Origin of the sequence: Bifidobacterium anseris (assembly GCF_002860345.1) — a bacterium.
Lineage (GTDB): Bacteria > Actinomycetota > Actinomycetes > Actinomycetales > Bifidobacteriaceae > Bifidobacterium > Bifidobacterium anseris.
In genome coordinates, this window is record NZ_NMYC01000001.1 from 165,203 (window position 1) to 181,409 (window position 16,207).

Below are 16,207 nucleotides of genomic sequence, written 5' to 3' on the forward strand. Positions count from 1 at the left end.
CGCCGTCACATTGCGCGAAGGCGCGCTGTTCGCCCGGAACGTGGACAGAACGTGTCCGCTTCGGACAATGGCATGAACAAATCGCCCCGGAAGTCAAGTCATGCGGTAGACTTGCTGGATACCGCGACCGCGAGCGGCATGATGCGTCATGCCCGAATGCGGTCTGTACGACAACAAGGAGCAACCAATGGGCAAATATCTTCTGCGCCGCATCCTGCAGATGATCCCCGTGGTTCTCGGTACGACACTGTTGGTGTATGCGCTCGTCTTCGCACTCCCGGGAGACCCGGTCAAGGCGATGTTCGGAGACAAGCCCGTCAATGAAGCCGTCGCTGCCCAGATCCGCGCCGAATACAATCTGGACAAGCCGTTCTTCGTACAGTATTTCCTGTTCCTGAAGAACGCGTTGAGCCTCAACTTCGGTGAGACCTTCGCCGGACAGCCCGTCATCGCGGAGATCGGGCGCGCGTTCCCGGTCACGATCAAGCTCGCGCTCATGGCGTTCTGCTTCGAGGCGATCTTCGGCTGCGTATTCGGCGTCATCTCCGGCCTGAAGAAGGGCAAGTGGTACGACTCGGTCATCCTGATCGTCTCGCTGCTGCTCATCTCGGTGCCGACCTTCGTCACCGGCTTCCTCGGCCAGTATTTCCTCGGCGTCAAATGGCGCATCCTGCCGGTGACTGCCGGCTCGAACCCAGGCTTCCTCGATCTGCTGATGCCGGCGATGGTGCTCGGCTCGGTCTCGATGGCCTACATCATCCGCCTTGCGCGTTCCGAGGTCTCATCGAACATCGCGCTGGACTACGTGCGCACCGCGCGTGCGAAGGGCATGAGCAACACCTCGGTCACCTTCCGTCACATCCTGCGCAACTCGATGATCCCGGTCGTCACCTATCTGGGACAGGACCTCGGTGCGCTGATGGGCGGTGCGATGATCACCGAACAGATCTTCAACATCCATGGCATCGGCTTCCTCACCTACCAGAGCATCCTCAAGGGTGAGGCGAACATGGTCGTCTCGGTCGTCACGCTGCTCACGCTCGTGTTCGTCATCTGCAACCTGTTGGTCGACATGCTGTACGCGGCGCTTGATCCGCGCATCCGTTACGCGTGAGGGAGGGCACAATGACAGACATCACGAAACCGCTGCCGGGACAGGAACGCTACGTCGCGCCGCTCGACGAGACGCCGCTTGAGACCGTGGACACGGTCGACGAATCGGCGCCCGCGACGAGCATGTGGGCCGACGCCTGGCGCACGCTGCGCAAGAACCCGTTGTTCATCATCTCGGGCGTCCTCATCATCTTCATCATCTTCGTCGCGCTCTTCCCGGGCGTCTTCACGAAGAACGACCCGAACTACTGCGACCTCACCAATTCGTTGGAGCCGGCGCGCCCCGGACACCCGTTCGGATACGACCTGCAGGGCTGCGACGTCTACTCGCGCGTCATCTACGGCACGCGCACGTCGCTGAGCGTCGGCATCCTGACGACGATCATCGTCGTCGCCGTCGGCACGCTCATCGGTGCGATCGCCGGCTTCTTCGGCGGTTGGGTCGACGCCGTCCTCAGCCGTATCGTCGACATCTTCATGGCGATCCCGATGCTGCTCGGCGCGATCGTCGTCCTGCAGATGTTCCGCACGGTCACGTCGATCTGGAAGGTCGTCCTCGTGCTCGCGCTCTTCGGCTGGGTCTCGACGGCGCGCATCGCGCGCGGCGCCGTGCTCTCGTCGAAGAACCTCGAGTTCAACACGGCGTCCACGGCGCTCGGATCGACGCCGACGCGCAACCTGTTCCGCCATATTCTGCCGAACTCGGTTTCGCCGATCATCGTCATTGCGACGACCTCGCTCGGCTCGTACATCGTCTCCGAGGCGACGCTGAGCTTCCTCGGCATCGGCCTGCCGACGACGACAGTCAGCTGGGGCGGCGACATCTCGAAGGCGCAGTCGATCCTGCGCACCGACCCGATGGTGCTGTTCTACCCGTCCGTCGCGCTCGCGATCACCGTGCTGGCGTTCATCATGATGGGCGACGCCGTCAAGGACGCGCTCGACCCCAAGAGCCGCACGGCCTGAGATTTCCCGTAGGAGTAAGCAATGACAGAAGACACGAAGATCGAGGAGAAACTCGAGGATCTGCAACGGCAGGAGGGTCCGCTCCTCGAAGTCAAGGACCTGCAGGTCGACTTCACGACCGACGACGGCCGCGCCGTGCACGCGGTGCGCGATTCGTCGTTCAGCGTCTACCCGGGGCAGTGGGTCGCGATCGTCGGCGAATCCGGCTCCGGCAAGTCGACGTCGGCGATGGCTTGCCTCGGCCTGCTGCCGGGCACCGGCAAGGTCGTCGGCGGTTCGATCAGGCTCAACGGCACCGAGATCTCGCACTACACGCAGAAGCAGTTCGCCGCCGTGCGCGGCTCGAAGATGGGCCTTGTGCCTCAGGATCCGATGAGCAACCTCAACCCGGTGTGGCGCATCGGCACGCAGGTCAAGGAGGCGCTCGTCGCGAACAACATGGACGTCTCGCACGAGAAGCGCTCCGACCTCGCGAAGGCGCTCGCCGACGCGGACATCGAGATCAAGAGCGAAGGTGACGAGACCTTCCTCGGCTCGAAGGAGCTGCCTGAGCTCATCGAGGCGGCCGAGCAGGCGCTCGTCAAGATCGGCAAGAGCGGCGAGGCGCTGACCAAGAAGATGGAGTACTTCCGCTCCGAATGGGTCCCGGGCTCCGAGACGCGCTGGCGTGTCGCCGACGACCTGATCAAGGCGGGCGTCAACGACGACGATGCATGGTACATCGCGAAGAAGTACGTCACCGGCTCCTCGATGGAGGACCGCATCGCCGGTCTGCTCGACGAGGCCGGCCTGCCGGACGCGGCCGTGCGCGCACGTCAGTACCCGCATGAGTTCTCCGGCGGTATGCGCCAGCGCGCGCTCATCGCGATCGGTCTGGCATGCCGCCCCGAGCTGCTCATCGCCGACGAACCGACCTCGGCGCTCGACGTGACCGTGCAGAAGAGGATCCTCGACCATCTGCAGGGGCTCACCGACTCGCTCGGCACGGCGGTGCTGTTCATCACGCACGACTTGGGCCTTGCCGCCGAACGCGCGCAGCACATCGTCGTCATGTACAAGGGCCAGGTCGTCGAATCCGGTCCGTCGCTCGAGGTGCTCCAGCATCCGCAGCATCCGTACACGAAGCGTCTCGTCGCCGCCGCGCCGTCGCTCGCCTCGCAGCGCATCGTCTCCGTTGAGGAGCGCGGCGCGGACGCGAGCGCGCTCATGGAGCACAAGGTCAACGAGGATTCGCTTGAGCACGCCGACACGATCATCGACGTCGAGCATCTGACGAAGGAGTTCAAGCTCCCGCGCCGCAAGGAGATGTTCAAGGCCGTCGACGACGTGAGCTTCAAGGTCAAGCGCGGCACGACGCTTGCGATCGTCGGCGAATCCGGCTCCGGCAAGTCGACGGTGGCGAACATGGTGCTCAAGCTGCTCGAGCCGACGAGCGGCACCGTCACCTACAATGGGCAGGACATCGCCCAGTTCACGGGCAAGTCGCTGCTCGACTTCCGCAGGCACGTGCAGCCGGTGTTCCAGAACCCCTACGGTTCGCTCGACCCGATGTATTCGATCTTCCGCTCGATCGAGGAGCCGCTGCGCATCCACGGCATCGGCGACAAGAAAAGTCGTGCGGCGCGCGTGCGCGAGCTGCTCGACATGGTCGAACTGCCCGAATCGGTCATGCGCCGCTATCCGAACGAGCTGTCCGGCGGTCAGCGCCAGCGCATCGCGATCGCGCGCGCGATGGCGCTCAACCCGGACGTCATCGTATGCGACGAGGCCGTCTCGGCGCTCGATGTGCTCGTGCAGGACCAGGTGCTCCATCTGCTCAACGATCTGCAGGCGAAGAACGGGCTGAGCTACCTGTTCATCACGCATGATCTGGCCGTCGTGCGCCAGATCGCCGACGACGTCGTCGTCATGCAGCACGGCAGGCTCGTCGAGCACGGCACGACCGACGAGGTCTTCCTGCATCCCAAGCAGCAGTACACGAAGGATCTGCTCGATGCGATCCCGGGCGGCAAGCTCGAGCTCGGCCTCGACCTGTAATGTGATCGCTGCCTGATTGCTCAGGCGGCGATCACATTACCGATCACATTACCGATCACATTACACAGACGGCAACACTCAGACGGAGGAGCGCAATCCGGTCATTCCTCGACCGGATTGCGCTCCTCGTCGTCGTTTGCGTCATCATCATCGTTGCCGTTAGTGTCTTTGTCGGCGTTGTCGTCATTGTTGACGACGGAGCCGTCCTCCTGGGCGAAGCTGTAGGCGGCCATATGGTGCGCCTTGCCGATTCTGTGGATCGAATCGAGCAAATCGAAGGCCTGCGCGAAGATGATCAGCGAGAAGATCTCGTGCGTCACTTCCTTTGTGAGCAGGTCGCCGCCGGGAAGATGGCCGAGCAGCACGAACGCGAAGAACATCGTCGGATAGATGAGCTGGCGTTGGTAGCTGTAGAAGAACGTGCGGTCGCTCAGATGGTAGACGCAGATCGGCACGAGGTTGATCGCTGAGAAGATGAGCTGGATGAGGACGAGCACGCCGACGCCGCGGTTGAAATTGTCGTAGAAGACCTTGCCGAAGATCGACAGGAAGATGATGACGTAGACGTTCGCGCCGATGAGATACCACAGCTGCAGACGCCGGGAATTCGTGAAGAAGCCGGCGATGAACACGACGAACACCGAGATCTCGACGAAGATGTCGCTGTAGAACTCGCTGTCGTCCCGCAGCGAGACGATCGCACACACGAGTGCGACGGCGACGAGCGCCATGCACGCGAGGAACATTTTTGGGATACAGCGACGGGCGCCGGCATGCGGGGACACGGGGGAAGAAGTGGACATTCATTGCTCGATTCGTTGACGGGATTCGTTCATCCGATGACGCCTCCCACGGTAGTGCGCGCCCATGGGCGGCGTTCAACTATGCCGTGGCCGAACGCGGCGGCCATGCGCGTGTCGTGAATCGGAGGACGTTCGGACATGCGCGCGGGTAGGCTCGTGAGCTATGACGATGACGATCACGACCTCGAACCTCAACGGCATCCGCGCCGCGAAACGCAAAGGCATGGAGAAATGGCTCCTCAAGCACACGCCGGACGTGTGGTGCATGCAGGAGACGCGCGCCCCGCAGGAGATACTCGACGAGATCTTCCAGCAGATCGGCGCCGACTACGTCGAGGCGGGGAAGGTCGACAGTCCCGACGATGTCCATACGCTCGACGACGTGTGCGCGATCAAGGGACGCGCCGGCGTCGGCCTCGTCAGCGTGCTGCCGATCGTCGACACGCGCATCGGCCTGCCCGGGCTCGACGAGGACGTCGACACTGGACGATGGATCGAGACGGACGTGACGACCGAACAGGGGTACACGGTGACCGTCGCATGCGTGTACGTGCATGCGGGCGGCGACGGCAACGACATCAAGGAGACGCAGAAGTACCGCTTCCTCGACGCGATGACCGAACGCATGGAGCAGATGCGTCAGGAGGCGGCGGGCGGTGGCAGGCAGGCCGTCATCTGCGGCGACTTCAACATCGCGCACCGGCCGATCGATCTGAAGAACGCGAAGGCGAATCTGACGACGCACGGTTTCCTGCCGGCCGAACGCGCCTACATCGACAAATGGATCGACGAGATGGAATACGTCGACGTCATGCGCGATCTCGCCGGCGACATCCAGGGGCCGTACACGTGGTGGAGCCAGCGCGGCCGCGCCTTCGACAACGACGCCGGCTGGCGTCTCGACTACCAGTTCGCGACGCCCGAGCTCGCGCAGACGGCGCGCGGATTCGTCGTCGACCGCGCCGAGGAATGGTACAAGCGCTGGTCGGACCACGCGCCGCTGAGCATCACCTACGACGTGTGAGCGACGGAAACGACGCAATCGCACGGCATTGGTCGCACGGCATCAACCGTGGAAAAGTCGTGACGGGACACGGGATCGAGCGGACGCGGGCCGTGCGCCCGTGCTAGGCTGGTGGCGATGATCGTCGGCCGCGCCGTGGGTGCCCGGCCGACGGCGCAGGCACGCGCACCAGCAGACATCAGCAGACAGGAGACGAGGCACAGATGGGACTGTTCGGATTCGGCAAGAAGAAGAAAGAGAAGGAAGCGGCGGCGAAGGAACGCGAAGAGCGTCTCGCCAAGGCCGTCGCCTCGCAAACCGAGGACATCGCGCGGGAAGACGCCGACGACATCGACGTCACCGCCGCCGAACAGCCGGACAGGGACGCGAAGATCGCCGACGAGGAGCGCGATGCTGAGCGGCGCGCTGTACGCACCGATGAATCCGAAGGACTGCCCGAAGCCGCCGACGTCGAGGACAACGACGGCGACGACGATGAAGCGCTCGCCGTGCCGACCGAGGCCGTCATGGACTACCAGGGCCGCGGCGAACAGTTCGGCCCGTGGGACATCGACGAGGAGAACGGCCCCGACTATGACGAGTATCTGTCGCTCGGCTCGTTCTACATCCCCTTCGTGCAGGGCATCCAGCTGCGCCTCAAGGCGAGCAAGGCGGACAACACGCTGCTCGGCGCGACGGTGACCATCGGACGTTCGAGCCTCGAACTCGAGGCCTTCGCGGCGCCCAAGACGATGGGCCTGTGGGACGACGTGCGCGACGACCTCGTCGCCGCGAACCCTACCGCGACCGTCGAACCCGGCATCTTCGGCGCCGAGGTGCGCCTGCCGATCCAGCTGCCGAACGGCAAGAAGCACATCACGCGCATCGTCGGCGTCGACGGTCCGCGCTGGATGCTGCGTGGCATCTTCTCCGGCCCCGCCGCCGACAATCCGGACAGCCCGGAGGCGAAGGTGCTCGACCGCTTCTTCTCGTACATCGTCGTCGACCGCGGCGAGGAGCCGCTCGCGCCGCGCGACCTCATCCCGATGGCGCAGCCGCTGACGCCGGGCGAGCGTCGCGCGATGGCCGAAGCCTCCGACGACGCCGGTGACGAGACGCCGGCGACGATCGACGGCAAGCCGACCGGCCCGATGAACTCCGACCACGAGGTCGAGCAGAAGACGACGCTCTCGCGCGGCCCGATGTTCTCCGAACTGCGCTGACGGCATGGCTCAGACACGCAAACGCACCGGACTCGGTGCGCTCGCATCCAGCGACGGGAACGACTTCTCGGTCATCGAGGCGATCGGCGGCCCGCGAGGCGTCGTCGAATCGATGCTGCCGGGCGTCGTCTTCGTCGTCATATTCATCGTCACGAGCGACCTGAAACTCACCGTCATCGTCTCCGCGGCGCTCGCGGTGGCGCAGGTCGTTGTGCGCCTGTGCCAACGGCAGTCGGTCATGGGCGCGCTTTCGGGACTCGTGGCTGTCGCGATCTGCCTGATATGGGCGTGGAAGAGCGGCGAGGCGCGCAACTACTACATGTACGGCTTCATCACGAACGCCGTCTACATCGTCGTCCTGCTCGTCTCGCTGCTCGTCAAGGTGCCTGGACTCGGCTTCCTCATCGAGTTCATCCGCTCGCTGCCGACCGAACGATTCCGCGCATGGCTCGACGGCTGGCGTTCCGACGCCGCGCTGATGCGCGCCTACACGACGATCACATGGCTGTGGATCGGCGTGTTCGCGCTGCGTCTGGTCGTGCAGGTGCCGCTGTATCTGACGAACCACGTCGGCTGGCTCGGCACGGCGCGCCTGCTGATGGGTATCCCGTTCTGGGCGCTCGCGATCTGGGTGTCTTATCTGATCGTGGCCAATCCGATGCACCGCCACAAGCAGCTCGAACGCCAGCGCGCCGAGGAGGAAGGCGCGCGCGAGGCGGAGAAGAGCGCGCAGCGAAGTGCACAACACGAATCGAACGACGATAGTCAGTCAAACACTGAGCAGCACGACGACGGCGATCCAGGGACGGGAGCCTGACATGGCCAATGGCATCATCCTCAAGGTGGCGGTGGGCGTGTGCTGTGCGCTTGCCGTCTTCGCGCTCGCCTCATGCGCGCCGAAGAACGCCGCCGTCGGCGACACCGGATCGTCGAGCACCGACGCCCCGGCGCATGTCGATTCGCCGGGCGAGACGCAGACGGTCGCAATCGTCGGCTCCGCGAACGGCGCGGACGGCCTCGTCGAGGAGGCACTGGACGCCGACGGCTACAAGGTCGTCCTCACGCCGGTGACGGACGCGGATGGCACGACTGATACCGATGCTGCAACGGCCGCGCGCATCCAGGCGGTGCGCGACGCCGTCGGACGCAACATGAGCCTGATCGTCATCGGCGAGGCGGACATGGCGCATCAGGCCGACCAGTGGCGCGACGCGCTGCAATCGGCGCGCGACGCCGGCATTCCGGTCGTATTGCTCGACCCGGTCTCGACGCCGGACGACGACACATTGTTCGCCGCGTCGCTCAAGGTCAACGACCGCATGATGGACGCGACTCCGGTCGGCGAGGCCATACGTCAGGTCATCGAGGACGAGCCGCACGAGCGCGACATCATCGTCACGACGCTGCACTGAGCGCGTCGGCATCACCACACGAACGCAGATACGAACGCAAGCAACGCGCGCCGTACGCACGGCCGCGGGGACAGGAGCAGGCATGGAAGCCACGGTGGACATCGAACGGTACGCGGATCAGGGACGATGCGTCGCACACATCGACGGGCGCGTCGTCTTCGTGCGCTTCGCACTGCCCGGCGAACGCGTGAGGATCGCGCTCGACGAACCGGCCGACCGCAAGGACCGCTTCTGGACCGGCGAGGTCGTCGAGGTGCTCGAGGCGAGTCCCGACCGCGTCGAGCCGGCATGGCCGCTCGCCGGGCCGCTCTCGACCGGCGGCGGCGTCGGCGGCGCCGACCTCATCCACGTCTCGCTCGAAGGTCAGGAACGCTGGAAGGAAGCCGCCGTCAAGGACGTCATGGCACGCCTTGGCCACGTCGAACTCGACGAAGTGCCCGTCTACGCGATGCCCGGCGACGAGGAGACGGGCGGCCTCAACTGGCGCACGCGCATCGAGATGATCACCGACGACGAAGGTAGGTCGTCGATGCACCGGCGCGGCAGCCATGTGCGTGTGCCGATCGACACGATGCCGCTCGCGACGCGCGCCGTGCTTGAGGCGGCCGCGATGAACAACATCTGGGACGGCGACCTGCCGGCGAACGCGCAGCTGCGCATCGCCGTGCCCGAACCGCGCGTCGACGCCGCCGACATCGCGACGCCCGAGGCACTGCGCCGCGCAATCGGCGACAACTACGCCGTCATCGTCGACGGCAAGGTGCGCCACGGCAGCCGCAATCTCACCGAACGCATCGTCGTCGACGGCCGCGAATTCACGTACACGGTCGACGCGGCCGGCTTCTGGCAGATGCACCGCGAGGCGCCGCAGGTGCTGCCGCAGTACGTCGTCGACCAGATCCGCGAGGCGATGGACGGCCGCGCGCCGCGCAATGGGCGCAACCTCGTCATCTGGGATCTGTACTCCGGCTCGGGCCTGTTCACGCTGCCGCTCGCGACGCTGATCGACGAACACGCAAAGCTCGTCAGCATCGAAGGCGCGAAGACTGCCGTCGCGAACGCCCGTCGCAATCTCAAGGCCGCCGGCGTGCACACCGTGCAGGCGCTGTGCGGGGACGTGCTGCGCACGCTTGGCAAGGATATCGACCCGCAGCGCGCGCATCCGGACATCGTCGTCCTCGACCCGCCGCGCGCCGGCGCGAAAGCGAAGGTGTGCGCGAAGATCGCCGATTCGGGCGCGCCGGTCGTCGTCTACATCGCCTGCGACCCGGCGTCGCTCGCGCGCGACACGGCGACGCTGACGCAGCGCGGCTATGCGCTGCGTTCGATCGCCGCCTTCGACATCTACCCGATGACGCATCATGTGGAGACGGTCGCCGTCTTCACGAAGTGAGGGAACGACGATGGTCTTCGACTTCAAGAAGGAATACAAGGCATACTATCTGCCTGCGCGGCGGCCGCAGTTCGTCAACGTACCGCCGATGCGCTGCATCGCCGTGCGCGGCGACGGTGACCCCAACGAGCCGGACGGCGCTTATCACCAGGCGCTCGCGATGCTGTACGCCGTCGCCTACACGATCAAGATGAGCAAGAAAGGCGATCATACCATCGCCGGCTACTTCGATTTCGTCGTGCCGCCGTTGGAAGGCTTCTGGTGGCAGCGCGACGGCGGCGCAGTCGACTTCGCCCACAAGGAGGGCTTCGCGTGGATCAGCGCGATCCGCATGCCCGATTTCGTCGCCGCACAGGACGTGGCGTGGGCGAAGGCGCAGGCCGCCATCAAGAAGAAGCTCGACTGCTCGGCCGTGGAGTTCCTGCGCGTCGACGAAGGGCCGTGCGTGCAATGCCTCCACGTCGGCTCCTATGACGACGAGCCGGCGACGATCGCGGCGATGGACATGTACACGCGCGCCCACGGCTGCACACCCGACTTCGCCGACGCCCGCCGCCATCATGAGATCTATCTGAGCGATCCGCGCCGCGTCGCCCCGGACAAACTGAAGACGGTCATCCGCCATCCGGTGCGCGCGGTGGAGGGTGCGGCGGCCAGCGCAGTGGAGCACGGCAGCGTAGTGGACAGCGTGGCGGCGGATGCCACGGACGGCCTTCCCACCGGCTTTGGCGCATGCATCCCCATGCCGGAGTTTACGACGATCGACAGGTGACGCACGCGGCGACAACGTAATCAATATGCGTAGCCGCGGGGGAGCGGGCGCGCGGCCCGATGCACACGGTCGGGTAGACTGGCGCGCATGAGCGAAACGACGAAGGCGGCCACGGCCGCGGCAACGCACGGCGACGTTCCGAAGACGGACGCGTCGAGGATGCCGGAGGTATCCGAACGGGGACTGACGGGCGCCGAGGTCGCCGAACGCGTCGAACGCGGGCAGGCGAACGCCGTCAAATCGTCGACGTCGCGTTCGCTCGCCGACATCGTGCGTGCGAACGTGTTCACATTGTTCAACGGCATCATCCTGACGGCGATGGTCATGGTGCTCATCGCCGGCTCGTGGAAGGACGCCGTCTTCGGCTTCGTCATCATCATCAACACCGGCATCGGCATTGTCACCGAGCTGCGCGCCAAGCACACGCTCGACAAACTGTCGATCCTCGTCGCCTCCGACTACCTTGTGCGCCGCGACGGCACCGACGTCGACGTCTCGCACAACGACATCGTCCTCGGCGACTATCTGTGGCTGCGTTCGGGCGAGCAGGTGCCGGCCGACGCGACGATCGTCGAGACATGGGGACTCGAACTCGACGAATCGATGATCACCGGCGAATCGCGCACCGTGCGCAAGAAGGACGGCGACACCGTCTATTCGGGATCGACGGCCGTCTCCGGCATGGCGCTCGTGCACGTGACCGCCGTCGGCGCGCACAGCTACGCCGCGACGCTCACGGCGCAGGCGAAGGTGTACAAGAAGAACGTCTCCGATCTCAACAAGGGCATCAACACGATCCTCAAATTCATGACCTTCCTCGTCGTGCCGCTGTGCGTGCTGCTCATCATCACGCAGATGCGCACCGTCGGCGGATGGTCGGCGGCAATCGCGACCGGAGAATGGCGGCAGGCCGTCGTCTCGTCGGTCGCCGGCGTCGTCGGTATGGTGCCTGAAGGCCTCGTGCTGCTCACGTCGCTCAACTTCGCGCTTGCGGCAATCAGGCTCGCGCGCAAGAACACGCTCGTCCAGGACCTCGACTCGGTCGAGACGCTCGCACGAGTCGACTGCCTCAATCTCGACAAGACCGGCACGATCACCGACGGCGGCATCGTCTACGACGATTGCGTCACGCTGCCCGGCTGCGCAAACAAAAACCACGCGCTGCAGGCGCTCTACGACCTGGCGAATGAGGCGAGCCCGAACGGCACCGGTCGCGCCGTGCTCGCAGGCCTGAGCAAACAAGGATTCAACGGCACCGCGGATCTTCAACGCGTGCCGTTCTCGAGCGCGCGCAAATGGAGCGCCGTCGCGTTCCACGACGCCCCCGAGGCCGGCCCCGACGGCGTGTGGTACATGGGTGCGCCCGAAGTGCTGCTCTCGGCGCTCGACACATCGTATCCGGACGTGCTCAAGCAGGTCGACGGCTATGCGAACGACGGCATGCGCGTGCTGCTCGTCGCGCACGCCGCCGGCGCCGTGCCGCCCGATTTCGAAACCGACCCGAAGCTCGAGGAGAACGCCAGACCGGTCGCGATCGTGCTGTGTTCCGAACACATCCGCGACGACGCCGAGGCGACGCTCGGCTGGTTCCGCGAACAGGGCGTGCGCTGTCGCATCATCTCCGGCGACAACCCGGTGACCGTCGGCGCGATCGCCGGCAAGGTGCGCCTGACCGGCGAGCGCAAGCCGGTGGCGATGGACGCGCGCAAGCTGCCGAAGGACGTCGACGAACTCGCGCGCGTCCTTGAGGACGTCGACGTGCTCGGCCGCGTGCTGCCCGAACAGAAGAAGGCGATCGTGCAGGCGCTGCACACGCAGCGCCACATCGTCGCGATGACCGGCGACGGCGTCAATGACGCGCTCGCGATCAAGGAGGCCGACCTCGGCATCGCGATGGGCAACGCGGCGCCGGCGACGAAGGCCGTCGCCGAGGTCGTCCTCGTCGACTCGAAGTTCTCGCATCTGCCCGATGTCGTCGCGCGCGGCCGTCAGGTCATGGCGAACATGGAACGCGTCGCGAGCCTGTTCCTGACGAAAACCGTCTACTCGGCGCTCATCTCCTTCGGCATCGTGCTCAGCATGATCCCGTTCCCGTACCTGCCGCGCCACATCAGCTACATCGGCGCGCTGACGATCGGCGCGCCCGCCTTCCTGCTCGCGCTCGCGCCGAACACGCGCCGCTATATCCCCGGCTTCCTGCGCCGCGTCTTCGCGTTCTCGCTGCCCTGCGGCGTCGCGACGGCGCTCGCTGTGCTGCTGTCCGCATGGTTCATCCCGAAGATGATGGATTGGGACGTCGCCACGTCGGCGGCCGAACTGACATTGTGGCGTTCGATGTGCGCGACGGTGCTGTTCGTCATGGGCATCTACGTGCTCGCGCGCGTCGCGACGCCGCTCAACTCGTGGCGCGGCTGGCTCGTCGCGGCCTTCGCGGCCGCCGGCGTCGTCGGCATGTGCATCCCCTTCGTCGCGCATTTCTTCGCGTTCGAACTCCCCGGCGGCACGGCGCTGCTCGCGCTCGGCCTGCAGATCGTCATCGCGACGCTGCTGTTCGCATTGAGCGTGTGGCTGTTCCCGAAGTTCCTGCCGAAGGCGATGCGCGGCGTCATCTCACAATACAAACGCGTTTCCAAGCGGTGAAACATCGTCGCGGTATCGTCATGTGATGGCCGCCGCGGCACGATCGCGCGCGGCGTGCCCGATACACGCAACCGGACCGTCTTGCGGCGGTCCGACACTGAAGTTCGGAGGAACCTATGTCCATGCGCGACGATCAGTTGGACGTCCTCAACGTCGGGGGAGAGTCGTACGACTACTACCGCATCGGCGATCTTGAGGGCATCGATCACCTTCCCTATTCGCTCAAGGTGCTCGTGGAGAACCTCGTGCGCAACATCGACGGCGCCAACATCACCGACGCGCAGGTGCGCGAGCTGCTCGCGTGGGATCCGGCCGCGGACCCGAGCCATGAGATCCAGTTCACGCCGTCGCGCGTCGTCATGCAGGACTTCACCGGCGTGCCGTGCGTCGTCGACCTCGCGACGATGCGCGACGCCGTCAAGGCGCTCGGCGGCGATCCGGAGGTCATCAACCCGCAGGTCCAGTCGGACATGATCATCGATCATTCGGTGCAGATCGACGCCTACGGCGTAGACGACGCCGTCCAGATCAACATGGACATCGAATACGAGCGCAACGGCGAACGCTACCAGTTCCTGCGCTGGGGGCAGCAGGCCTTCGAGAACTTCCGCGTCGTGCCGCCGGGAACCGGCATCATCCATCAGGTCAATATCGAATACCTCGCGCAGGTCGTCATGACGAAGGCCGCATCCGACGGCCGCGCGCTCGCGTATCTTGACTCGTGCGTCGGCACCGACTCGCACACGACGACCGTCAACGGCCTCGGCGTGCTCGGCTGGGGCGTCGGCGGCATCGAGGCCGAGGCGGCGATGCTCGGACAGCCGATCTCGATGCTCGTGCCGCGCGTCGTCGGTTTCAAGCTCAAGGGCTCGATCCCCGAGGGCGTCACGGCGACCGACGTCGTGCTGACGATCACCGACATGCTGCGCCGCCACGGCGTCGTCGGTAAGTTCGTCGAGTTCTACGGCGAGGGCATCGCCTCGGTGCCGCTTGCCAACCGCGCGACGATCGGCAACATGAGTCCGGAGTTCGGTTCGACGTGCGGCATTTTCCCGATCGACGAGGTCACGCTCGACTATCTGCGCCTGACCGGCCGCTCCGATGAGCAGGTCGCGCTTGTCAAGGCGTATGCGAAGGCGAACAAGCTGTGGCACGACGTCAACGACCCCGACTATGCGGAGCCGCAGTACTCCGAGTATCTCGAGCTCGACCTGTCGACCGTCGTCCCGTCGATCGCCGGCCCGAAGCGTCCGCAGGACCGCATCGAGCTCGCGAAGGCCAAGACGACCTTCGAACAGACGCTGCCCGGCTATGTTACCGAGAAGACGAACGGCAACCCGGTGCACGTGTCCACCGATTTCCGCGGCGATTTCGATCTGCGCAACGGCGACGTCGCCATCGCGTCGATCACGTCGTGCACGAACACGTCGAACCCGTCGGTCATGGTCGCCGCTGGCCTCATCGCGCGCAACGCCGTCGCCAAGGGCCTGCACCCCAAGCCGTGGGTGAAGACCTCGCTCGCGCCCGGCTCGCAGGTCGTCGCCGACTACCTCAAGCAGGCCGGTCTGCAGGACGATCTCGACCGCCTTGGCTACCAGCTCGTCGGCTTCGGCTGCGCGACCTGCATCGGCAACTCCGGTCCGCTGCTGCCCGAAATCTCCGCGGCGATCAACGAGAACGACCTGACGGTGACGGCCGTGCTGTCCGGCAACCGCAACTTCGAGGGCCGCATCAGCCCGGACGTCAAGATGAACTACCTCGCCTCGCCGCCGCTCGTCATCGCCTACGCGCTCGCCGGCACGATGGACTTCGACTTCGAGACCGAGCCGCTCGGCACCGACCCGGAGGGTAATGCGGTCTTCCTCAAGGACATCTGGCCGACGAACGAGGAGGTCGAGCAGGTCGTCTCCGGCAACGTCAGCCGTGAGATGTTCCTCAACGACTACGCCTCCGTCTTCGAGGGCGACGCGCGCTGGAAGGGCCTCGACGTGCCCGAAGGCGAACTGTTCGTCTGGAACCCAGATTCGACCTATGTGCGCAAGCAGACCTTCTTCGACGGCATGAGCGCGACGCCGGCGCCGGTCGAGGACATCCGCGACGCGCGCGTCCTCGCCTTCCTCGGTGATTCGGTCACAACCGACCACATCTCGCCGGCGGGCGCGTTCAAGGCGACGAGCCCGGCGGGCGAGTACCTGATCGAGCATGGCGTCGAGCCGAAGAACTTCAACTCCTACGGTTCGCGCCGCGGCAATCATGAGGTCATGGTGCGCGGCACCTTCGGCAACATCCGTCTGCGCAACATGCTGCTCGCCTCGGTCGGCGAGGAGGTCAGGCCCGGCGGCTACACCTACGACTTCCTCGCGATGAAGCCGACGACGATCTATGAGGCGTCGCGTGACTACATCGCGGCGAACGTCCCGCTCGTCGTCATCGGCGGCAAGGAGTACGGCACCGGTTCGTCGCGCGACTGGGCCGCAAAGGGCACGGCGATGCTCGGCGTCAAGGCCGTCATCGTCGAAAGCTTCGAGCGCATCCACCGTTCGAACCTCATCGGCATGGGCGTCCTGCCGCTGCAGTTCCCCGAAGGCGAATCGGCCGAGTCGCTCGGCCTTGACGGCACCGAGACCTACTCGATCGACGGCATCACCGCGCTCAACGACGGCGTGACGCCAAAGACCGTGCACGTCGAGGCGACGCACAAGGACGGTTCGAAGACCGAGTTCGAGGCGGTCGTGCGCATCGACACGCCTGGCGAGGCCGACTACTACCGCAACGGCGGCATCCTGCAGTACGTGCTGCGCAACCTGATGGCCAAGTAGGCCGTCCGCGCTGCGCGCAGCAGACG

The 16,207-nt window shown here is 65.4% G+C and carries 11 protein-coding genes and 1 pseudogene; 11 read left to right on the top strand and 1 reads right to left on the bottom strand.

Going from position 1 to position 16,207, the window contains the following annotated elements; translation table 11 throughout:
- The first annotated feature begins 187 nt into the window (after positions 1–187).
- The 3 genes from CGZ88_RS00710 to CGZ88_RS00720 are packed head-to-tail and all read left to right on the top strand — an operon-like array spanning position 188 to position 4,116.
- Positions 188–1,114, top strand: coding sequence for an ABC transporter permease (locus CGZ88_RS00710; RefSeq protein ID WP_026645127.1), 927 nt, complete (start codon positions 188–190; stop codon positions 1,112–1,114).
- Positions 1,115–1,125: 11 nt separating this feature from the next.
- Entirely contained in the window at positions 1,126–2,079 is a 954-nt protein-coding gene (locus tag CGZ88_RS00715; protein ID WP_101670863.1) for an ABC transporter permease, read from the top strand.
- 21 nt (positions 2,080–2,100) lie between these two features.
- Positions 2,101–4,116 carry a dipeptide ABC transporter ATP-binding protein gene (locus CGZ88_RS00720; protein ID WP_026645125.1) on the top strand — a complete coding sequence of 672 codons (2,016 nt, stop codon included), beginning with the start codon at positions 2,101–2,103 and terminating at the stop codon, positions 4,114–4,116.
- Positions 4,117–4,217: 101 nt separating this feature from the next.
- Here CGZ88_RS00720 and CGZ88_RS00725 read toward each other — a convergent pair whose 3' ends face one another.
- A complete protein-coding gene (locus CGZ88_RS00725) occupies positions 4,218–4,847 on the bottom strand; it encodes a hypothetical protein (protein ID WP_243390020.1) in 630 nt (209 codons plus the stop codon).
- A 235-nt stretch (positions 4,848–5,082) separates the two neighbouring features.
- On the opposite strand from CGZ88_RS00725, the gene CGZ88_RS00730 reads away from it, so the two are divergent.
- From CGZ88_RS00730 to acnA, 8 genes and pseudogenes are all read left to right on the top strand, one after another.
- Entirely contained in the window at positions 5,083–5,943 is an 861-nt protein-coding gene (locus CGZ88_RS00730; protein WP_026645123.1) for an exodeoxyribonuclease III, read from the top strand.
- A gap of 203 nt (positions 5,944–6,146) precedes the next feature.
- Positions 6,147–7,145, top strand: coding sequence for a DUF3710 domain-containing protein (locus CGZ88_RS00735; RefSeq protein ID WP_101670865.1), 999 nt, complete (start codon positions 6,147–6,149; stop codon positions 7,143–7,145).
- Between the two features lie 4 nt (positions 7,146–7,149).
- Entirely contained in the window at positions 7,150–7,962 is an 813-nt protein-coding gene (locus tag CGZ88_RS00740) for a DUF3159 domain-containing protein (protein ID WP_081664067.1), read from the top strand.
- Position 7,963: 1 nt separating this feature from the next.
- Positions 7,964–8,557 carry a type 1 periplasmic-binding domain-containing protein gene (locus CGZ88_RS00745; protein WP_051198595.1) on the top strand — a complete coding sequence of 198 codons (594 nt, stop codon included), beginning with the start codon at positions 7,964–7,966 and terminating at the stop codon, positions 8,555–8,557.
- Positions 8,558–8,639: 82 nt separating this feature from the next.
- Positions 8,640–9,950, top strand: coding sequence for a class I SAM-dependent RNA methyltransferase (locus tag CGZ88_RS00750; protein ID WP_101670866.1), 1,311 nt, complete (start codon positions 8,640–8,642; stop codon positions 9,948–9,950).
- Positions 9,951–9,960: 10 nt separating this feature from the next.
- Positions 9,961–10,581: pseudogene (locus CGZ88_RS00755) on the top strand (GyrI-like domain-containing protein); the annotation flags it as partial.
- A 300-nt stretch (positions 10,582–10,881) separates the two neighbouring features.
- Positions 10,882–13,362 (top strand): HAD-IC family P-type ATPase, encoded by a 2,481-nt coding sequence (locus tag CGZ88_RS00760; protein ID WP_026645119.1) that lies wholly within the window; start codon positions 10,882–10,884, stop codon positions 13,360–13,362.
- 116 nt (positions 13,363–13,478) lie between these two features.
- Complete coding sequence (gene acnA, locus CGZ88_RS00765) at positions 13,479–16,181, top strand: aconitate hydratase AcnA (protein WP_026645118.1); 2,703 nt, start codon at positions 13,479–13,481, stop codon at positions 16,179–16,181.
- Positions 16,182–16,207 lie beyond the last annotated feature (26 nt).